Annotated in this window: 20 protein-coding genes; 7 read left to right on the top strand and 13 right to left on the bottom strand. The window is 63.9% G+C overall.

Going from position 1 to position 20,114, the window contains the following annotated elements:
* Positions 1-5: 5 nt before the first annotated feature.
* From AC06E7_RS11545 to AC06E7_RS11535, 3 genes are all read right to left on the bottom strand, one after another.
* On the bottom strand, positions 6-1,154 hold the full coding sequence (locus AC06E7_RS11545) for a cellulase family glycosylhydrolase (protein ID WP_478064793.1): 1,149 nt from the start codon (positions 1,152-1,154) through the stop codon (positions 6-8).
* A 113-nt stretch (positions 1,155-1,267) separates the two neighbouring features.
* The gene (locus tag AC06E7_RS11540; RefSeq protein ID WP_210132543.1) at positions 1,268-2,413 is read right to left on the bottom strand and encodes an aldose epimerase family protein; all 1,146 of its coding nucleotides are present in this window, start codon (positions 2,411-2,413) and stop codon (positions 1,268-1,270) included.
* 94 nt (positions 2,414-2,507) lie between these two features.
* Positions 2,508-3,437, bottom strand: coding sequence for a 2-dehydro-3-deoxygalactonokinase (locus AC06E7_RS11535; RefSeq protein WP_478064792.1), 930 nt, complete (start codon positions 3,435-3,437; stop codon positions 2,508-2,510).
* 110 nt (positions 3,438-3,547) lie between these two features.
* Here AC06E7_RS11535 and AC06E7_RS11530 point away from each other — a divergent pair, with 110 nt between their 5' ends.
* Positions 3,548-4,555: a glycoside hydrolase family 43 protein gene (locus tag AC06E7_RS11530; protein ID WP_478064791.1), complete on the top strand. Its 1,008-nt coding sequence runs from the start codon at positions 3,548-3,550 to the stop codon at positions 4,553-4,555.
* 62 nt (positions 4,556-4,617) lie between these two features.
* Here the strand turns inward: AC06E7_RS11530 and AC06E7_RS11525 are convergent, their stop codons facing one another.
* The gene (locus AC06E7_RS11525) at positions 4,618-5,556 is read right to left on the bottom strand and encodes a DUF4010 domain-containing protein (RefSeq protein WP_478064790.1); all 939 of its coding nucleotides are present in this window, start codon (positions 5,554-5,556) and stop codon (positions 4,618-4,620) included.
* Positions 5,557-5,703: 147 nt separating this feature from the next.
* Here AC06E7_RS11525 and AC06E7_RS11520 point away from each other — a divergent pair, with 147 nt between their 5' ends.
* Positions 5,704-6,306 (top strand): hypothetical protein, encoded by a 603-nt coding sequence (locus AC06E7_RS11520; RefSeq protein WP_478064789.1) that lies wholly within the window; start codon positions 5,704-5,706, stop codon positions 6,304-6,306.
* Between the two features lie 15 nt (positions 6,307-6,321).
* On the opposite strand, the gene AC06E7_RS11515 is transcribed toward AC06E7_RS11520, so the two are convergent.
* Both AC06E7_RS11515 and AC06E7_RS11510 read right to left on the bottom strand, forming a co-directional pair.
* On the bottom strand, positions 6,322-6,885 hold the full coding sequence (locus tag AC06E7_RS11515) for an N-acetyltransferase family protein (protein ID WP_478064788.1): 564 nt from the start codon (positions 6,883-6,885) through the stop codon (positions 6,322-6,324).
* Between the two features lie 91 nt (positions 6,886-6,976).
* Complete coding sequence (locus tag AC06E7_RS11510) at positions 6,977-7,750, bottom strand: SDR family NAD(P)-dependent oxidoreductase (protein ID WP_478064787.1); 774 nt, start codon at positions 7,748-7,750, stop codon at positions 6,977-6,979.
* Between the two features lie 211 nt (positions 7,751-7,961).
* Between AC06E7_RS11510 and AC06E7_RS11505 the strand changes: the two genes are divergently transcribed.
* Positions 7,962-8,681 carry a helix-turn-helix domain-containing protein gene (locus tag AC06E7_RS11505; protein WP_478064786.1) on the top strand — a complete coding sequence of 240 codons (720 nt, stop codon included), beginning with the start codon at positions 7,962-7,964 and terminating at the stop codon, positions 8,679-8,681.
* Between the two features lie 9 nt (positions 8,682-8,690).
* Here the strand turns inward: AC06E7_RS11505 and AC06E7_RS11500 are convergent, their stop codons facing one another.
* The gene (locus AC06E7_RS11500) at positions 8,691-10,673 is read right to left on the bottom strand and encodes an ATP-binding protein (RefSeq protein ID WP_478064785.1); all 1,983 of its coding nucleotides are present in this window, start codon (positions 10,671-10,673) and stop codon (positions 8,691-8,693) included.
* A complete protein-coding gene (locus AC06E7_RS11495) occupies positions 10,670-11,455 on the bottom strand; it encodes a response regulator transcription factor (protein ID WP_478064784.1) in 786 nt (261 codons plus the stop codon). The genes AC06E7_RS11500 and AC06E7_RS11495 overlap by 4 nt, the downstream gene beginning before the upstream one ends.
* 296 nt (positions 11,456-11,751) lie before the next feature.
* Between AC06E7_RS11495 and AC06E7_RS11490 the strand changes: the two genes are divergently transcribed.
* Positions 11,752-13,539 (top strand): amidohydrolase, encoded by a 1,788-nt coding sequence (locus AC06E7_RS11490; protein WP_478064783.1) that lies wholly within the window; start codon positions 11,752-11,754, stop codon positions 13,537-13,539.
* Between the two features lie 59 nt (positions 13,540-13,598).
* Here AC06E7_RS11490 and AC06E7_RS11485 read toward each other — a convergent pair whose 3' ends face one another.
* From AC06E7_RS11485 to AC06E7_RS11475, 3 genes are all read right to left on the bottom strand, one after another.
* Positions 13,599-14,441: a universal stress protein gene (locus AC06E7_RS11485; RefSeq protein ID WP_478064782.1), complete on the bottom strand. Its 843-nt coding sequence runs from the start codon at positions 14,439-14,441 to the stop codon at positions 13,599-13,601.
* Between the two features lie 208 nt (positions 14,442-14,649).
* Positions 14,650-15,342, bottom strand: a complete 693-nt coding sequence (locus tag AC06E7_RS11480) for a VIT1/CCC1 transporter family protein (protein WP_478064781.1) — start codon at positions 15,340-15,342, stop codon at positions 14,650-14,652.
* 372 nt (positions 15,343-15,714) lie between these two features.
* Positions 15,715-16,275 (bottom strand): fasciclin domain-containing protein, encoded by a 561-nt coding sequence (locus AC06E7_RS11475; protein ID WP_478064780.1) that lies wholly within the window; start codon positions 16,273-16,275, stop codon positions 15,715-15,717.
* 183 nt (positions 16,276-16,458) lie between these two features.
* On the opposite strand from AC06E7_RS11475, the gene ltaE reads away from it, so the two are divergent.
* Entirely contained in the window at positions 16,459-17,487 is a 1,029-nt protein-coding gene (ltaE, locus tag AC06E7_RS11470) for a low-specificity L-threonine aldolase (RefSeq protein ID WP_478064779.1), read from the top strand.
* 461 nt (positions 17,488-17,948) lie between these two features.
* Positions 17,949-18,272: a hypothetical protein gene (locus AC06E7_RS11465; protein WP_478064778.1), complete on the top strand. Its 324-nt coding sequence runs from the start codon at positions 17,949-17,951 to the stop codon at positions 18,270-18,272.
* Positions 18,273-18,325: 53 nt separating this feature from the next.
* On the opposite strand, the gene AC06E7_RS11460 is transcribed toward AC06E7_RS11465, so the two are convergent.
* Entirely contained in the window at positions 18,326-19,009 is a 684-nt protein-coding gene (locus tag AC06E7_RS11460; protein ID WP_478064777.1) for a class I SAM-dependent methyltransferase, read from the bottom strand.
* A gap of 33 nt (positions 19,010-19,042) precedes the next feature.
* Here AC06E7_RS11460 and AC06E7_RS11455 point away from each other — a divergent pair, with 33 nt between their 5' ends.
* On the top strand, positions 19,043-19,555 hold the full coding sequence (locus AC06E7_RS11455) for a threonine aldolase family protein (protein WP_478064945.1): 513 nt from the start codon (positions 19,043-19,045) through the stop codon (positions 19,553-19,555).
* 68 nt (positions 19,556-19,623) lie between these two features.
* Here AC06E7_RS11455 and AC06E7_RS11450 read toward each other — a convergent pair whose 3' ends face one another.
* The gene (locus AC06E7_RS11450; protein WP_184123543.1) at positions 19,624-19,806 is read right to left on the bottom strand and encodes a type II toxin -antitoxin system TacA 1-like antitoxin; all 183 of its coding nucleotides are present in this window, start codon (positions 19,804-19,806) and stop codon (positions 19,624-19,626) included.
* Positions 19,807-20,114: the final 308 nt, after the last annotated feature.

The raw sequence follows: 20,114 nt of genomic DNA, 5'->3' as shown, positions 1-20,114 counted from the left end.
GGGTGTCAGAACGCGGGAACAGCGGTGCGCGGGGTCTTGGCAAGGCGGCGGAACAGCTCGGCCTCGCGCGGCCGGTACGGGGTGCCATCGGCCTTGACCAGGTCGTGGAACCACACGGTCGGCGGCTCCATCGTGTAGGGGCGCTGCCAGCTGTCCCACGGGAAGCGGGTCTGGATGGCACCGTCAACGAAGCCCCAGTTGATCATGCCGATGTTCTCGCGGCGGGCGATGGGCAGGATGGTGTCCACGTTGGAGCCTGCGCCGCGCGCCAGCCACTCGGTGCAGATCAGCGGGCGGCCATACTTCTTCAGCTGTGCCACCCGCGAAACGAAAGCTTCGGGCTGCTCGTAGTTGTGGAAGGTGATCACGTCCGAGCGCTCCAGCTGGGTGCGCTGGATCGCGGTGAGCGAGGCCGCGCCGGGCGACCAGTCGTCGCCGATCCACACACCGCTGGTGAGCGGCTGGGTCGGCTTCTTCGCGCGCGCCCAATCGAAGATCTGCGGCAGCAGTTCGGCGATGCGTTCCTGCTCGCCCTTCAGCTGCTTGTCCATGTAGTTGCCGCCACCGGGGTTGTCCGGCTCGTTCCACAGGTCCCAGGCCAGCACGCGCTTGTCGTTGGCGAATGCGCCCACCACGCCTTCCACGTAGTCACGGAAGTGCTTGTCGTTGGCCGGGTCCACCAGCATGTGGTGGCTCGGGCTCTGCACCCAGCCGGAGTTGTGCACGCCCGGAATGGGGCGGTGCTGCGGGCCCAGCTTCGGATCCGGGTCCCAGCAGCTGTCGAACAGCACCAGCATCGGGCGGATGCCGTTCTTTTCCGCAATGCTCAGGAAGGTGTCCACGCGCTTCAGGAAGCCCTGCGGGTCCTGCTGCCACAGCAGGTCGTGCAGGTACACGCGCATGGTGTTCATGCCGAACTGTTCGTGCGCCCAGCGCAGCTCACGGTCGATCGCTTCCGGGTCGAAGGTCTCGGCCTGGAACATCTCCAGCTGGTTGATCGCATTGGAGGTGGTGTAGTTCGCGCCCACCAGCCACTGCTGCTTCGCATACCAGGCATCGGCCTGGGCCGGCGTCCAGCGCGCAGCATCATCGGCATGCGCCATCGGCGCCACGGCGAGCAGGGTCGCCAGCAAGGGGGAAAGCCACTTTCGCATGGGATGCAACTCCTTCAGTCATGAGCTGCCCGTCCTGGCGTGAACCGGGAGGCGGGCGGTACGTGGTGGTAGCGGTGCCGGTGCGGTGACCGGCAGGTGCGCAGGGCGCGGGATCAGCGGCGCGGTGGGGCGCCGCGGTCCGTGGAGAAGTCGTAGACGATCCGGTTCAAGTAGGTCTCACCCGGTGCCAACCGCGCCGAGCCGAACGCCGGCTGGTTGGGCGTGTCCGGGAACAGCTGCGGCTCCAGCGCGATGGCATCGCCCTGGCGGTACACGCGGCCACTCTTGCCCACCGTGCTGCCATCCAGGAAGTTGCCCGAATAGAACTGCAGGCCCGGCTGGGTGGACAGCAGCGTCATCACCCGGCCCGAGCGCGGGTCGTGCACGCGCGCCACTTCGCGCAGCTCGCGCACCGGCGCCTTGCTGATCACCCAGTTGTGGTCGTAGCCCTGGCCGTGCAGCAGCTGCGGCTCATCGCCACGGCGCAGGTCGCGGCCGATCGGCTTGGCCTTGCGAAAATCGAACACCGTGCCTTCCACCGGCTGCAGTACACCGGTGGGAATCAGGGTCGCGTCGACCGGCGTGTACGCGCTGGCCGGAATGGTCAGCTCATGCTCCATCGCCGAACCGGAGCCCTCACCGGAGAGGTTCCAGTACGCGTGGTTGCTCAGGTTGACGATGGTCGGCGCGTCGGTGGTGGCGCGGTAGTCGATCTCGAGTCGGCCATTGCCCTTCAGCGCATAGGTGGCGGTCACGGTCAGCGTGCCGGGGAACCCCATGTCGCCATCGGGGCTCACGTGTTGCAGCGTGGCGTGGTCGGCGGTGGCTTCCACGATCTTCCAGACCACCTTGTCGAAGCCGCGGGTGCCACCGTGCAGGCTGTTGGCGCCGTTGTTGACCGGCACCTGGTAGGTCTTGCCGTCCAGCGTGAAGCGGCCCTTGGCGATACGGTTGGCGAAGCGCCCCACGATGGTGCCGAAGTACTGCGGCTTGTCCAGCGTGGCCTGCAGGTCCTTGTCGCCCAGCAACACGTCGGCGAACGTACCGTCGCGGTCGGGCACTTCCAGCGAGTGCAGTGCGGCGCCGAGTGTCAGCACCCGCGCCTGCATGCCGCTGCCGTCGCGCAGCAGGATCGATTCCACCTGCGTGCCGTCGGCGGTCCTGCCCACCACGGTGCGCTCCTGGGCGCCTGCGGCCCCCACCACGGACAGCGCCAACGCGCCGATCAATCCCGCCGTCTTCCCCTTGCCAGCACGCATTGCTCAAGACCCCTCTCGATGTCGTGGAGCGTACAAAAACATATAATCAGACAATAGGCACGTTGCGACGCAGCAAGCCCGTCGGGAGAGGGGCTCAGCGCGACGAACCGGCGAGGGCGTGGATGGCGGAAAAGCCTTGAATTACCGCGTCTGCGGACGCCACCGTGTGAGCATCGAGGCCCCGCTCGGCCAGCGCAGCCTGGTAGAGGCGGGTGACCGGACCGGAGCCCACCAAGGGCAACGACGCGTCCCCCAGCGCGGGGAACAGCGCCACGGCATCGGCAATCTCGGCACCCGCGAGCAGGCCGCGTAGATATGAACTGGTCTGGTCGCGGCGCAGTGCGCCACGGATCATGCGCGCACGTACGCCGAACAGCAGGGCCCCCAGCCCAAGCGTTCCCTCGGCTGCGTCACGGACACCCTCGGCGAACGCAGGGCCCGGCTCGCCCGGCCCCTCCAGCACCGAAGCGAGCAGGCCACCGCTGGCCAGGCGGTCGAACAGTTCACCCGACATGGAGGTCATGAAACTTTCAACGTGTCCCTGGCGCAGCTGGATCCACTTGGTGTGGGTGCCGGGCAGGGCGACGATGGCATCGGGGTCCACGTTTCCGGCCGCCAGCAGGCCCAGCAGTTCGGTTTCCTCGCCACGCATCACATCCGGCGCACCGTCGACCGCGCGCACGCAGGCCATGCCCGGCACGATGTGCAGCGCAAGCTCGCCAATGCGCGTGGGCACCAGATGCTGCGCCACCGTTTCCGCGCCTGCAGGGCAGTCCACATAGCCGGCATCCACCCACCCCACGTTGGAACCGATCATGCCGGCGGCATATGCGTGGCCAGCCTCGGGCCAGCGCGCCCGGATCGCATTTGCCGCCGCCACCATGCCCTCGCGCTGCAGCGTCGCCACGCCCGCAGGCGCTTCGTGCGAATCGAGCATCCGCCCATCCGTGCCGATCAGGTACGCGCGCAGATTCGAACTGCCCCAGTTGATGCCAATGATGCTGTCGGTGTCGTGCGGGTGCATGGCGGTTCCTTGGGCGGAAGAGGTGGCGGTTGCCTATTGTCCGATTATATGTTTTGGTTGCGCGGCACTGGCAAGCCCGCCAGCGCGGCATTCCACGGGAGGGGAACATGGTGAACGGCACACTGCGTGCGCTGGTGGTGGCGGCGCTCCTGCAGGCATCGACAGGCGCGTCCGCGCTCGATCCTGCCCACGACAATCCGCTGCTGGACTCCGGCCCCGATCCCTGGATCACCAAGGAAGGGCAGGTGTTCTACTACATGGGCACGCACGGCGATCGCCTCGCGATCCGCGCCACCCGCGATCTGTCGAAACTGGCCGAGGCAAAGGAAGTCACCGTGTGGCGTCCGCCGGCAACGGGGCCGAATGCCAGATCGATCTGGGCGCCGGAACTGCATCGCATCGACGGCAAGTGGTACATCTACTACACCGCTGCGGCCAGCGACGCCGCCGAAGGGCAGGAGGACGCGCATCGCGGCGTGTTCGTGCTGGAAAACAGCAGCGCCGACCCCACCCGGGGCACATGGCACGACCGTGGACGACTGGCCACCGCGCACCCCGGCATCGATGGCACCACCTTCACCAGCCAGGGCAAGCGCTATTTCGTGTACTCGCCGTATGTCGGCCCGGACAGCGTGCTGGCCATCGTGGAAATGTCCGACCCTTGGACACTGGTCGGCAATGAAACGATCATCGCGCGCCCCGACCAGGCCTGGGAGCGGCAGGGCGGCCGCCAGATCCTGGAAGGCCCGGAATTCCTGCAGGGTCCCAAGGGCGACCTGTTCCTGACCTACTCCGGCAGCGCCTGCTGGTCAGACGGTTACGCCATTGGCCTGCTGCGCGCCCCGGCAGGCGCCAACCCGCTGGATGCCAACGCCTGGTCAAAAGCAAAGCAACCCATCCTGGCCAAAAACCCGGCCGGCAACGTGTACGCCCCCGGCCACAACGGCTTCTTCCGCATGGCCGATGGCACACCGTGGATCATCTACCACGCCAACCCGGGCCCCGACATGGGCTGCACGGCAAAACGCTCGCCCCGGGTGCAGCCCGTGCGCTGGGACAAGGCGGGCAGGCCGGTGCTGGACCCGCCGCTGGGACGGGCGGCGGGAGTGGCACGATAGCGTTGCAATGCAACGCCAGTCGGGAAGGCGCTGGCCATGCTGCTGCACCGGCGGGGTGGCCATCATCCGAGCGTTCCGGCGGCAATGGCAAACGCTCCGATCATGAGCAACGTCCCCGCCAGCAGCGGCGTTGCAAAACGCCACCCACCGCGCACGCCAGCGATCACGCACTTCAACATCGAGTTTGCCGCCAGTGCGATGGTGATCGCCTGCATCGCCACTCCCGTGCTGATCCGGTCGCCAGCGACCATCTGCGCTGCGGACGCGGTCGCGGCGTGCACATCGCCGATACCGGATAACCCAAGAACCCAGGGCAGGCTGCCCTCACCAAGCCAGCGTCCCGCCAGGTTCGCGGCCAGCAGCAGGATGACGATAAGCGCGACAAAGACCAGCACGGCCTTGAGATTCACTGGCCGGGCGACGCCCAGCCTGTCCAGCCCGGAAGCAGCGCGCAGCGACCGCCAGCCAAGTGCCAGTGCCGCCCCCGTCGCTACCGTGGCAGCGCAGATCAGCGGCACCAGGCAGTAGGAAAGCAGTGCGGGCGACAGCATCCACATCACCAGGCCGAGCTGCAGGATCATGGCTACGTTGGAGAGCAGGGCCGCGCCGGACAGGCACAGCGCAGACGCCGTAGCCTCCCGCGCCCTGTCGGCCAGGGCCGCCACCGTGGCGGTGCTGGAGACGAAGCCGCCAGCAAATCCAGTCAATGCCAACGCCGACATGGGCCCCAGGTGTCGCAGGCCCAGGTTGGCGCCCACACTCACGGCCATCAACGCAACGGCAAGTGTTCCCAGCCGTCGTGGATTGATCGCCTCCAAGGGATCGACCGTGCGGTCTGGCAGCAGGGGCAGAAGCAGGACGCCCAAGGCCAGCACCGTTGCGATGTCGCGCAGGTCCCGACGGGTCAGCTGGGCCCACATCTTGCGGACCAGCGGAACCGCTGCCATTCCCAAAAGGACAGCCAGCACAAGCACTGCAATCACCAAAGTCCGCGGATTCATTGACATTGATCAACCTCCGTGACGCGATCGAGTGCACGCTGACGGCTCCGTCGACGCGGCAGCCGCGCACGCTGAAGATGCCGATACATCGGTCATCTGCAGCAGACGATGCGCCGCAACGTATCGGTCTTTCCAGGGAGATGCGTCGTGGCTTCCATTGTCTTTCGTGACCGCATCGAGGCAGCAATTGCACTTGGTGCCGCGCTCCTCACCTACAGGATGAAGCGCGCCTGCGTGCTGTGTGTTGACTGCGCGACGCTGCCGACAGGTCGAATCGTGGCCGACATGCTGGGGGCGGAACTTCGGCTGGTTGGCGTGCATTCCAACGTCTCCACGCCAGGCACGATGCAGGCGCTTCTGGCCTTGGCGGAGCAGCGCAGGGAACGCTGCGGAACGTGCAGCGCTGCGGGGATTGCACGACGCATCGTGATCGTGCTGGATGATGGCACGACGCCACCCGCGGTCACCGAGAGTGCCCTGCGGCTGGTGCGCGACTACCACCCCGCACGCGTGGTATACGCCGCGACGGTCGCCGTGACAACCACCCTGCAGCGCATTTCATCGCTGGCCGATGAGTGCGCCTACCTTGCCGCGACGGGCTCAGCAGGCGCTGTAGCTGCGAACTATCTCGATTATTCCATCCCGACTGAAAGCGAAGTGCTGCCGGCCCTGTTTCCCATCCCCCTCCGTTCCGGCCAGGGCGCAGGCACCTGCGCGGAATGCCTGCGGGGGTCCATGATGCGGCGTTGATGGGGCTTGCAACCATCATCCTCCTGCAACGAGATGGAGCTCATGGATGACCTGGCGCGTATCGAGTGTATCCACCCGGCTGGTGAAGCCGAGGTGCCTGGCCAGTTCGTGCATCTTCGTGTTGCGTGCGTCGTCGATCGAATACATGTACTTGATCCCCCTTGATCGTGCGATTGCAATGAGGTGGTTCATGAGCAGGGTTCCCACGCCCCGGCACTGCCAGTCCTCGGCTACCGTCACGGCGCACTCGCAGATACCGCCGGTAGCGTCGGTACTGAAGCGGCTTACACCAATCAGGGTCTCACCGCCGGCGCCGGCAACGACAGCGGCGAAGGCCACCTGGTGGACAGGGTCCAGGACAGTCAGCTGGGTCAAGAGTGCTTCGCTCGGCGAACGCATCTGCCCGAGGAAGCGGAAGCGGCGTGACTCGGGCGACAGGGCCTCGATGAACCCGCGCTCCATGTCGCGGTCGGCAGCCGTGATGGGACGGATCAGCACCTTGGTTTGGTCGCGCAGCGACTCCACCCAGCGCGGGAAGAGGTCAGTGCTCAGGGCAGGCGAGTGGTATTGAGTGTTCATGTTGGCCACGAGTGGGAGGGGCGGGTACAGGCTAGTCCGCAAGTGCGCCAACGAAACTGACGCAGATCAGCTTCCCTGGGATGCAGCGCGGTCAGTGCGCTGTATATCCCCCGTCGATGACGAGCGAGGAACCCGTTACAAATCGCGCCTCATCCGAGGCTAGGTAGACGACACCCCAGGCAACGTCATCCGGGGCGCCAACGTGCCCCAATGGATGCAGCTGATCGAGCGCGTGCCTCCCGGCCACGAGATCAGCCTGGCCACTGTCGCGCAGATGCTGCTCCACCAGCGGCGTCCAGATGAAGCCCGGGTGCACCGAATTGACGCGTATTCCATCGCAGGCGTAGAGCATGGCATCTGTCTTGGTCATCAAGGTCACCGCTCCCTTGGAAGCGTGATAGGCCGGCAGGTCCGCCGCCCCTACCAGTCCATAGATGGAGGACAGGTTGATGATGCTTCCGGCACGTTGCCTGCACATGTGGGGCAGGGCATGTTTGGTGCAGAAGAAAACGCCCTTCACGTTGATTGCCTGCACCTGATCCCAGTCCTCCTCGCTCAACTCATGCGTTGGACGGTTTGCGCCGGCGATGCCGGCGTTGTTGACCAGGACGTCAAGCCGACCGAAGCGATCGACCACTGCGTCAATGGCGTCCTGTACGTTGGCTTCGTGCCTCACATCCACATGCCAGTAGATGGCTGGGCTGCCCGCGCCAGCCAGCTGGTTGACGAGCGCGTTGCCCTCCCCATCATGGATGTCGAACAGCGCTACCGCTGCGCCTTCGTCGGCCATGCGGATCGCGCAGGCGCGCCCGATACCCGCTGAGGCGCCCGTGATGATGCAGACTTTCCCTTTCAATCGGTTCATGGTTGCGCTTCTCTGCAGGGCAATGTTGGGAGTGATGTAGCTCGATGACCTGGTCAAAAGTAGACAGCGCTCCGAACCCGGGCGCATTGATCTGCGTCAGCTCCAGAAGCACGACGCATGCGTTACAAATCTTCACAATTCGATGCCGTTCATACATCGGTAGCCCAAGCTTCGGGACTACGCTGGACATGGGTCAGTTGGAGCTGCCGACGTGCTGGATATCCTCGATCACACATCCCCTGCCACCTTCTTCCCGGATTCGTATCCCGGCCTGCAACGGCCGATTGACGCCAGCGCCGCGGGGGACTGGGAGTTGCTGCTTCAGGGCGTACCGCTGGTGCGTCGCCGTGTACGCAGGAAGCAGTATGTGTTTCGTGCCGGCCAGCCGATGCGCGCACTGTTCCTTGTGCAATCAGGCATTTTCAAGACGCGGCTCGGCAGCACGGATGGACGCGAGCGAGTGACCTCGTTCAGATTGCGGGGTGACCTGCTCGGTCAGGAGGCCATCGACCTTGCCACCTACCCCTGTGATGCCATCGCACTGGATGCGGGAGAGGTGTGGGAGCTTCACCCGGCACGGCTGGGGGCGTCCATTCCAGGCTTCCAGGACAAGCTTTCCCGCAGCATGGCTTTGGAGATCAGGAGCGATTGGCGCTGGATGCTGGAACTGGCCAGTCTCAATGCGGAGCAGCGCGTGACTGCCTTTCTGGTTGACTTCTCCGCGCGGCTTGCCGAGCGTGGACTCAGTGCAACCCAGCTGCTGCTGCGCATGACCCGTGCCGATCTGGGCAGCTTCCTCGCCATGCAGAATGAGACCGTGGTCCGGGCCCTGCATCGACTGCAGGACCTTGGTCTCATCGAGGTGCAGCGCTCCCGGATACGCATCCTGGATCTGTCGCGGCTCCGTGCACACACCCACAGATGGAACTGACGGGAAGTGTCATCCTGAAACCAGCCTATGGACGGCGAGCAGGAGCTCCTCACGCAGGTAGGGCTTGCGCAGCAAAGCGGGATGCGACTCCTGCTCCCCAGCAGGGTTCGATACATCGTCGTGGCCGGTGGTCAACAATACGGCGAGGCCAGGCATCTGCTCCTGCAGCGCCCTTGCAAGTGCGTGGCCGTTCAGCCCGGCACCGAGCATGACATCGCTGAACACGAGTGCGATCTCCGGATGATTCCCGGCCAGGGCAAGCGCTTCGGCTGCACTGCCTGCCTCCAGCGTCGCGTAGCCCGCGGCCTTGAGAAATGATACCGCCACCCGCCTGACGCCTGGATCGTCCTCTACCACCAGAACCGTGCTTTGCATGCCCGCTTCGCGATGGGGGGCGGTCGAGGGGGACTCCGGCACGGCGCTGGAGACAGGCAGGTACATGCTCACCGTGGTGCCCTGTCCCTTCGTTGTGTCTATTCGCAGCATGCCGCGGCTTTGTTTGACGAAGCCATACACCATGCTCAAACCAAGCCCACTGCCTTGTCCCATTGGCTTGGTGGTGAAGAAGGGCTCTACTGCGCGACGAGCGGTGCATGCAGACATTCCCATGCCGCGGTCCCTGACGCGGACAAGCAGGTAGTGCCCGGGGGGCAGCTCCTCCATCTCCTGCGGTTTGATCCATTGTTCGGCAACCGACAAGGTGATGTCGCCGCTCCCCGGCAGCGCATCCCGCGCGTTGAGAACCACGTTGACCAGCGCGGTTTCAAGCTGGCAGGGGTCTACATGGGCGGGCGGTAGTGCGCGCTGGCACTCTATTGTCAGTGTGAATGACTCTCCAAGGGTCCGTTGCAGCAGGGTCCCCAGGTCGTAGATCAGTCGATGCAGGTCGACGGATCGGGGCGCCAGCGGCTGCCGCCGCGCGAAGGCCAGCAGCTTGGACGTCAGCGACGCGCCCCGCGCCACGGAATGCAGCGCGCCGCTGATCAGCTCCTGTGCGCCGGCATTTCCTGCGTACTCGTCATCCAGCAGCTGCAGGCTGCCCGATATGATGGTGAGGAGATTGTTGAAGTCATGCGCTATCCCCCCCGTCAGTTGCCCGATGGAATCCAGTCGTTGCGCATGTGCCAACTGCTCGGCCGTCCTGTGCCGCTGCATGATCGAAGCGACCAGTACCGCAATGCCATGGATCAGGTGAAGGATGTCATGCTGCAACGGGCCGGCATCCTCATACAGAACCAGCAGCATGCCGCTGGGTTGTCCCCGTTCGCGGAGAAGCGTTGCAGCGCCACAGGAAAGTGTGGCTCCCGGCTGCGCAAGAAGCATCAACTGCTGGGCATCGAGCATCGTCGCCTTGTCCAGTGGCAATGCTCCCTCAAGCAGCATCCAGTGCGATGACATGGCCTGGCGGAAGGCCTCAACGTCGACGGTGCCGGCCAGGCGGAGATCCATCGCGTGGCCCTCTGTTTCGGGAAACACCAGCGCGACTACGGAGGCCTGGATTTCGGCGAGCAGCATTCCCGGAAGTAATGACACCACCTGCTGCTCGCTGTCCGTATCCAGGGCCATCTGGCCCACGCGCGCCATGAACTTGTCATACTTCGCGCGGACCAATGACTGCCGTACGCGCTGGGTTTCGGAAATGTCACGAACAGACGCCAGGTAGTAGCACCCCTGTCCGGTCTGGATGGGGCTCAGCGCTATCTCGACCGGAAACTGCTGACCGTCGGCCTTCTGCCCAACCAGCACCTGGTCCATGTGCCCCATGGGGCGGATGCGCGGCGCGGACATGTACGCCTGGCGATGCTGCACATGCCGTGCCCGCGCGGTTGGCGGCATCAGGGCTTCCACCCGGATGCCGGCCAGCGTGCCTGCGGGATACCTGAAAAGGGACTCGGCATTTGCATTGGCGCGGATCACCCAGCCACCTGCATCCACCAGCAGCAGGGCGTCCGGGACGATGTCAAACAGCTGTGGCAGCATCACCTCGGTCACGACGACACGACGGCAGCCAATCGGTAGCCGACCCCCCGCGCCGCCTGGATGAGCGGAGGCTGCGCGGGATCCCGCGCCAGCTTCCTTCTCAGCCGCCCCACATGCACGTCGATGGTTCGATCGAATGGACCGGCGTTGCGCCCGTGCAATGCGGTCATCAGCTGATCCCGGCTGACCACCTTGCCACCGGCCTGCACAAGCCGGAGCAGAAGATCGAACTCCGCCGACGTCAGATGGACTGGACTTCCGTTGCGGTCCGTGACCAAGCGCCGTGATCGGTCAAGGAGCATGCCGTCGAAGCGGAAAACATCGTCAACCGCAACAGGCGCGCGCGTGCGCCGAAGGACCGAGTGTATGCGTGCCAGCAACTCGCGATACTCGAACGGCTTGGCCACATAGTCGTCGGCGCCAAGCTCAAGTCCGACGATACGGTCCACCGATTCGCCACGGCCGGTGACAATGATGACCGGCGTCTTCGACGCCTGCGCCCGCAGCATCGTCAGCCCGTCCCCATCCGGCAGCCCAAGATCCAGCAGGATCAGGTCAACCCCACCACGCCGCAGGCACGCTTCCGCCTCCGAAACCCGCGCAGCGACCTCGCATTCCAGGCCGTGGTTCCCCAGGAAGCGCGCGGTCAGGCTTGCCACCGACGCATCGTCCTCTACCAGGAGGATGCGAGGCTGTTGGGTTGAGGCGTGATCCCGCGCTGGCATACGCATCATGGCGTCCTGGCGTTCGTTCGGGCAGGGATTCAGGGCAGGGCGGCCGTAGCCGCCGTCCACCCTGTTTCATGATCGTGGGCGTCCACTGGATTTACAAGCGGCACCGGCGCGCATTCAGACGAACGGTGCCCCGGCACCACACGCCCAACGCACATCGACATTCGTGCTTCGTTGACGGAATTCGGATAGCACCGCGGACGTCCGGGAGAGGTTGCGCCTCTGGATGTTGATCGAGATCAACAGACATATCTGCCGGAAGCCCAAGAATAGGTCGCCCTACAGAATGTACCGGCCGTACGCCCGCCCGGGCATGTCACAGATCATCGGCTGGGCACCGTCGACAGAACGGAGACGTCATGAAACCCACATTCTTGATCTACCCGCTGATTACGGTAATCCTCGGCTTGCCCCTGTCTGTCTGCGCACAGGACGCTGCCGACACGATCTACTCCGGCGGCCCGATCCTGACCATCAACGACGCCCAACCCAAGGCCGAGGCCGTGGCGGTGAAGAACGGCCGCATCGTGGCGGTCGGGGACATGGCAACCATCGACGGGTATCGGGGAAGTTCGACGGTCGAGTTCGATCTTGGTGGCCGGGCGTTGCTTCCAGGCTTCGTTGACAGCCATGGACATGTCGCATTGGGGGGCATGCAGGCGTACTCGGCAAATCTGCTCGCGCCTCCCGATGGAGGCGTAACGAACATTGCGGCGCTGCAGTCGACGTTGAGGGAATGGGCAAAGAAGAACGCGCAGATTGTCGCCGGAAGGAAGATCATCTTCGGATTCGGATACGACAATTCCCAGCTGGCCGAGCTGCGGCATCCGACGCGCTGGGAACTCGATGAAGTGTCCAACGACATCCCGGTCGTGATCATGCACCAGTCGGGGCATCTCGGCGTGGTCAACTCCAAGGCGCTTGAACTTCTCAAGATCGATGCCAGAACCCCCAACCCACCAGGCGGCGTCATCCAGCATGACAGCAATGGCGAACCTAACGGCCTGCTTGAGGAGACAGCCTTCTTCAGCGCCCAGAATGGCGTCATGAAAAGCCTGGGGCTTGACGGCTTGCGGGCAGTCATCCGTGGCGGCGCCGAGCTCTGGGCAAGCTATGGCTACACGACCGCGCAGGATGGTCTTTCCTCCGAAACCATTGTCACGCTGGCGCGCGAAATGGACGAGAAGCAGAAGCTCCCGATCGACATCGTCGCCTACCCGAACGTACTTGAGCAGGCCGACTACATCGCACGATCCGTGTCCCGGCAGTACATCCACCGGGTGCGCGTGGGCGGGGCGAAGCTGTCCATCGACGGCTCGCCGCAGGGTTTCACGGCGTTCCGGGACCGGCCGTACTACGCGCCGGTCGGAGACTACCCGAAGGACTATGCGGGGTATCCAAGGCTTCCCCAGGCGGAGGTGCAGCGCGTTGTCGACTTCTGCTTCCAGCATGACCTCCAGATCATCACCCACGCCAATGGCGAGGGGGCCTCGGACATGCTGATCACCGCGATCAGGAATGCCCGTGCGCAGTATGGTGACCCCGGAAACCGACCGGTCCTCATCCATGGTCAGTTCCTCCGCGAGGATCAGGTCGACAGCATCAAGGCCCTGGGGATTTTTCCTTCGCTTTTCCCCATGCATACCTATTATTGGGGCGACTGGCACTACGAGCACACGGTCGGGCCGGTGGCTGCGCAGAACATCTCGCCCACCGGCTGGCTGGCGCAGCGCCACATGACGTTTGGCACGCACCATGACGCGCCGGTCGCCTTCCCGGACAGCATGCGGGTGCTTTCCGCTACGGTCACGCGGCGCACCAGGTCGGGCCGGATCCTGGGACCCGACCAACGTGTTGATGTCAACACCGCATTGAAGGCCATGACCCTGTGGCCGGCCTGGCAGCATTTCGAGGAAGCCACGAAGGGGTCCATCGAAGTCGGGAAGGTGGCTGACCTGGTTGTTCTTTCGGCGGACCCGACAGCGGTGGATCCGGAAACGTTGTCCGATCTCAAGGTGATGTTCACCATCAAGGAGGGCGACGTCGTCTACGACGCATCCAGGAATCCGCAGGCACACACAAGCAGCATGCCGTTCCTCGGAGACCCGGAGGTCGCGCACCAGTTTCTGGATGCGCTGCCGGATTGACGCCTTTGCGATGAAAACGGTGATGGTCCCGGGTCGGCCCGTCATTCTGCTTGAGGGTGTCAGTGGGCATACAGGACCGGAACGGTTGCCCCCCGCAACAGCTCCAGGGTCATCCCTCCGATCGTCCACTCGCGGAGGCGGGAGTGTCCGTATCCGCCCACGACGATCAACGTGGCCTTGGTCGCGCGGGCGTGATCAAGCAGAACCTCACTGGAACGGTGGTGCCTGGACAGCAGGCGGGTGGTCGATGCCGCAATGTTCCAGCTGCGGAGGTGTTCGACGAGCGATGCCGCGACTCCGCCTGTACCGGCGCCATCCATCTCGTCCGAATGGCGGCAGATTTCCACCAGAACGACTGCCTGGGCCTGCTGGAGCAATGGAATGGCGCTGTGCACGGCGCGGCATGCGTTGGGGGTGTTCTTCCAGCCCACGATCGCACACGAGTGGTCACGCGGCCTCCAGTGCGGCGGTACCACCACGACGGGCCTTCCCGCCTCGAACAGCAGCGCATTGAACAGGGCCATGCCAACCGGGTCTGGCTCGGCGGATCCGGACCAGCCCCCGATAATGGCCAGGTCCGTCGAGAAGGCCAGTCGAGCGGCAAGCTCCGCAGGCGATTCGACTCCTGCCTCATGAACTTCCACGGAGACGCCGGCCTGCCCACCGATTTTGACCTCGATCCGTGAGGCCCTTTCCGCGGCCTCGCGGCGACGTGCGTCCTGGGCAGCCAGGAACGATGGGCGAGGCGTCGCATCCGCCGTCCCGATGGCGGGCGGCGGCAGGTCGACCGTTTCGATGATGCGCACCCGCGCCCCCTGCGCCGTGCCAAGCTCGACGGCGAAGCGTATGGCCGCCTCATCTGCAGGTGCGTCTGACAATGGCACGAGGATATCCTTCAACATGGCGATGTCCTCGCCGTGCAGCGCCACTCGCGCTCGCGAGCGGTCATGAGGACCTCTGACCGCTGCGTCATGGGAACGACAATATCCATCTTGGCTACTGGACACAGAAGGTGGCGTCGTCCACATCCTCCGCCACCGCGACAGTGAAACATTGACCTGGGTCAATCTTCAGGCGCGCTCGGATACCTAGGGACTTCCGTCGCGTGAATCAGCCTGCGGCCAGCGATTCGAACCACATGCCAATCGCATACGTGCTTCCCATTGCAATGGCGCCCCAGATCATCATGCGTACGGTCCCGCGCAGCTGTGATGCTCCGCCAAGCTTTGCTGCAAGTGCGCCCAAGATGCCCAAGATGAGCAATGTCATGATCACAACCGCAGCAGCCAAACCGCTGTCGTTCAGAAGTGCGATCAAAAGAACAGGCGGGAGCGCTCCGAGCACGAATGAAGCCGCAGAGGCGGCCGCGGCTTGCAGAGGCCGGGCCTTGGTGAGCTCATGTATCCCAAGCTCATCCCGCAGGTGGGCGGACAGGGGATCATGTGTAGTGAGCTCGCGCGCCACCTGTGCGGCCAATTGGGGGCTGAGCCCTCGCTTTTCGTAGATGGTGGTCAGTTCAAGCAACTCTGCATCGGGCTGGTTGGTCAGCTCGCCACGCTCTTTCTCGGTATCTGCGGTCTCCGCGTCTGCCTGAGAGCTGACGGAGACATATTCGCCAGCAGCCATTGAAAGCGCGCCGGCAAGGAGTCCCGACAGTCCAGTGATGAGAACGGTGTGCGTTGCCGCCCCGGCCCCGACCATCGCGACGATCAGGCTGCTGGTCGAAAGAAGCCCGTCATTCGCTCCCAGAACGCCGGCGCGCAGCCATCCGCCGCGCTGGCTTCGGTGAAGTTCTCTGTGCATCATCACGTATCCGTTCAGGGGTGGCGGGAGGTTGAATCGCTCGCGATGAGGATGCCTGCCAGCTTGGCGGCTGGGCCCGGGAGGGCAGTTCAACCGTCACCTTGAGCCCGTTAAGGCATTGCGAAGTGCCAAGCGTGATCGTTCCGTCGTGTGCTTCCATTGTCTCATGGACGATGGACAAGCCTGATCCGCCGCCCTCCGCGCCATGTTCGAATCGACGTGGGGGTCCAGGACATGGCAGGCATGCAGGCCGGCCTGGATCAAGGCTGAATTAGGCGGTGGTCAGGTAGCCATTAGAGTTTTGAAATGCTTTCGTGGTGGTTGGGACGCGAGCCGGCCGTCAACCGGACGGCCGGCAGCACCCGCCCACGCTTATTTGGGCATCAACACGCCATCAATCACGTGCACCACGCCGTTGGACTGCCCCACGTCCGCAGTCGTCACAGCCGCCTTACCGCCCTTGGCATCCACGACCCACACCTTGCCGTCGGCAAGCTTCACCGTAAGCTTCTCGCCTTCAACAGTAGTCAGCATGCTGGAGTCACCGCCTTTCTTGGCCGCTGCTGTGAGCTGCGCCGCGGTGTGAGTGCCGGGAACCACGTGATACGTCAGGATCTGGGTCAACTTGGCCTTGTTCTCCGGCTTCAGCAGCGTATCAACCGTGCCTTTGGGCAGCTTCGCGAACGCGTCGTTGGTCGGCGCGAAGACGGTGAACGGCCCCGTCCCGGACAAGGTATCGACCAGCCCAGCCGCCTTGACGGCCGCAACCAGCGTGGAGAGATTCTTTGCAGCCGACGCATTTTCGACAATCGTCTTGGTGGGGTACATGGCCGCGCCACCCACCATCGGGTTGTTGGCAGCCGATACGCTGGCGGTTGCGAAAACTGCTGCGATGCACGAAGCGATAGCGAGACGCCGAATGGAGTTGTACATGGGTAGGTCCTCTGATCTTGGCGCACAACGTTGTGCCTCTATACCTACGCAGCGGGACGGCGTTCGGATGCAGTCCCTGGCCTTTGCAGAACGCCTCGAAAGCAAACACGTTCAGTCAGGCACTCACGGCGCTTTCACAACGTTCTAGAATGGGCGCAAGCCTCCACCTCAGCGAGTTCCGGAATGCCGTGGATTGACCTGCGCAGCGACACCGTCACCCATCCAACCCCCGCCATGCGCCAGGCCATGGCCACCGCCGAAGTAGGGGATGACGTTTATCAGGACGACCCCACCGTCATCCAGCTCGAGCGCCTCGCCGCCGACATGCTGGGCAAGGAAGACGCGCTGTTCGTGCCAACGGGGGTGTTCGGCAACCAGCTGGCCGTATTCACCCATTGCCGCCGCGGCGATGAAGTGATCGCCGGCGACGACTCGCACCTGGTCTGGCACGAAAACGGCGCCGCCGCGGTGATCAGTGGCGTCCAGCTGCGCACGATTGCCAGCAGGCAGGGCCTGCTGGAGCCCAGCGAGATCGCGTCACGTATCCGGGTGGGGGAGGACATCCACATTCCCCGGACCGGGCTGATCTGCCTGGAGAACGCCCACGGCAACGGTCGCGTGATCCCGCTGGCCACGATGGAAGCCACCGCCGGCATCGCCCGGAAGCACGGCGTTCCCATTCACTTGGACGGTGCACGCGTGTTCAATGCCGCCACCTACCTGGGGTGTGACGTGAAGGCCATCACCCAGCATGTGGATACGGTGATGTGCTGCCTCTCCAAGGGCCTGGCCGCCCCCGTCGGCTCGATCCTCGCGGGGCCCGCGGCTTTCATCAAGCGCGCCCGTTACAACCGCAAGCTGCTGGGAGGAGGGTGGCGGCAAGCGGGGGTCATTGCCGCGCCGGGCATTCTCGCGCTCAACGAGATGACGCAGCGACTGGATGTGGATCACGAAAATGCCACGTACCTGGCGCAGCAGTTGGCCGAAGTGCCGGGCATCGAGGTCGACATGGAAGATGTCCACATCAACATGGTGTGGTTCGCGCTACCGGATGGGGTGGATATGCCTCGCCTGATGCAGGCCTTTGAAGCTGCAGGCATACGAGCCAACGGTGCCTACGGCGGCAAGATGCGACTGGTGACCCATTGGCAGATCGATCGAGAAGCGATCGACAGGACCGTCGCGGTGATCCGGAGCGTAGTGGCTGGGTGATCCAGCAGCTCGCAGGTACGGACTGGCAAGGACCCGGTAGGGTCGGTCGCAAGACGACCGCCCTGAAACCTACAACACCCGGTGACGCATGACCTCGAAGCGAAGACGTACAAAGAAGCTCACGAACTTCCACCGCTTCTTACCTGGGTAGGCGCACGTCACGTTCGCTCACCGCCGCAGCGGCGACGTCGGCCTTGGTCGCGAAGCAGCGGTAGATGCTTTCGCGGGCAACACCCGAGGTGCGCACCAACAGGTCCATGCCCATACCCATAGCGGCTATTGGTGCGGCAGCCGAGCCTACCGCTGGGTCCGGGTATAACCTGGCTTGTTTGCCGGACCCAGCCACCCTAAGATCGAGCTGTATCAGGGGAAAAGCCCGCCATACGGTGCTTTGTGGATAAGTCGTGCACCCGGACCCACGGGTCCGTCTACCAGGTAGTTGGACCGCTAAGGATTGCTCAGTGAACTCTTTAGTCTTTGCTTTTCAGATTGAGATTTTCGTGGGAGCGCTATGTGCATTTGTAATTTTTTACATGCAGGTTCGTGGCTATCGCAGGCACAGGAAGCAGTTCTTCGTTACTTTGGCAATCTCAACTGTATTTGCGGTAGCCGCTACCCTTATGAGGGCGCTCCCATACTTCGTTCAAGTGCCTGAAAGCCAATCGGTCATGGTGTACTGGCTATCTATCCCGCTAGCTATTCTTGCCACTGCACTTGCCACATGGGGCAGCGTCCAATTCTTCCAGGCATTCGATGATAAAAAGTACGCTGGCATCGCGGTCTAACAAACGCTCTTGAACTACCTTCGTAGCGCCATCGAGCTGGAGACAAGGGACGCCTATCTCGCTTTGGAGTACGGCCGGCGCGCCACCCAGCCCCGGAAGCTGAGCGCGGCGTAGAACAGCTCCACGTCTGCGAACCCGGCCGCTTCCATCAGCGCAACCTCATCCGCTTCGGAAATGGCCGGGAGCTTGTCCGCCATGACCGCAACCGACGCTTCGTCGCGCTCGTCCAGAACACCTTCTATCGACGCGAACGCGGCTGAGCGCCGCAACCAGCGCATGCGGGCTTCAGGGGCGTAGCTGTGATGGGCTACCACGAGCACGCCGCCAGGCCGAAGGCGCTGGAACAGCCCACGCAGGGTCTGCAGCCGCGTATCAGGGTCAAGGAAGTGAAGCGTCAGGAGGCAAGCGGCGCCATCGAACTCCCGCACCGGCGCATCCTCGATGAGGCCCTCCACCAGCAATGCGCGCGAGTCGTTCGCACCCAGGGTCTCCCGTGCAAGCTCGAGCATCGGAAGTGAGGGGTCTACACCGACAAATCGCCAGCCTGGCTGCGCCTTGGCAAAGGCATCGAGCTCCAACCCGCCGCCGGCACCCAGCACCAGCACCTCGCCCGTGGGCGGAACGGATTCCGCCAGCAGGATGTGGGTCATGCGGTGGAGGGCCGCCATACCAGGCACCTTGGCCTGGGCGGTCTGCTGATAGCTGCTGACTGCGGAGGGGTCCTTGAACGTCGACATGAATACTCAGCCCGAGTGGTCGCTTAATATGTAATCCAAATTGTTACATATAAGGAACACGCAGCGCAGCCGGGTAGGGTCGGTCGCCAGACGACCGCCCGGTGCTGCCTCTCCAAGGGACTGGCTGCTCCGGTCGGCTCGATCCTCGCGGGGCCGGCGGCCTTCATCAAGCGCGCCCGCTACAACCGCAAGCTGCTGGGAGGAGGGTGGCGGCAAGCGGGGGTCATCACAGCGCCGGGCATTCTCGCGCTCACCGAGATGACGCAGCGGCTGGATGTGGACCATGACAATGCAACGTACCTGCCGCAGCAGTTGGCCGAAGTGCCGGGCATCGCGGTCGACATGGAAGACGTCCATATCAACATGGTGTGGTTCGCGCTACCCGATGGGGTAGATGTGCCTCGCCTGATGCAAGCCCTTGAAGCAGCAAGCATACGAGCCAACGGTGCGTACGGCGGCAAGGTGCGATTGGTGACACATTGGCAGATCGATCGAGAAGCGATTGACAGGACCGTCGCGGTGATCCGGAGCGTAGTGGTCGGGTGAGCCCGGGAGACGACGACCATTGCCTCGGCACGCCGTTCGTTGACTGCGGAATATTGAGGCTCTCTGCCCTAGCGTCGCGCACTTCCGTTCGGCACGACCTGTAGGGCAGCGATGACGCGTTCGGCCTCACGCAGCACAGCATTGCGCATGAACACAGAAACGGGTACGCCTTGCAACTTCGCGGCGTGGGTAACAAGTGCCTTGTCCGAAGGACTCAGGCGCAGGGCGAGACGAATGGCAGCAGTGGTCATGGCGATTCTCCTAAATCGAGTAATCTCCGCACATCGGCAGCGTGTCAACCATAGACCTCGGCTGCTTCGCCCGGGCCGCCGCAGAATCGACGATTGGACAGGTCGAGAAAGGGGAGGCAATCTCCTCCTCGAATCTTCTGCGCGTCCTCCTGGGCCCCCGAGAAGAAGGATCCGATTGCGGGCCGCTTGCGGGACATCAATGAATCAATTGAACCGCGCCCGAGTCGCTGAATGACCTTGATTCAGTTGCCCCTGGCGGATGGGCAACTGGCTGGCGTTGGAACCGTGAACACCCTGTAGCGCCTGAC

The organism is Stenotrophomonas sp. Steno-Z4, assembly GCF_056393145.1.
The sequence above is the reverse complement of the archived record's forward strand: the minus strand, read 5'-3'. Positions and strand labels throughout refer to the sequence as shown.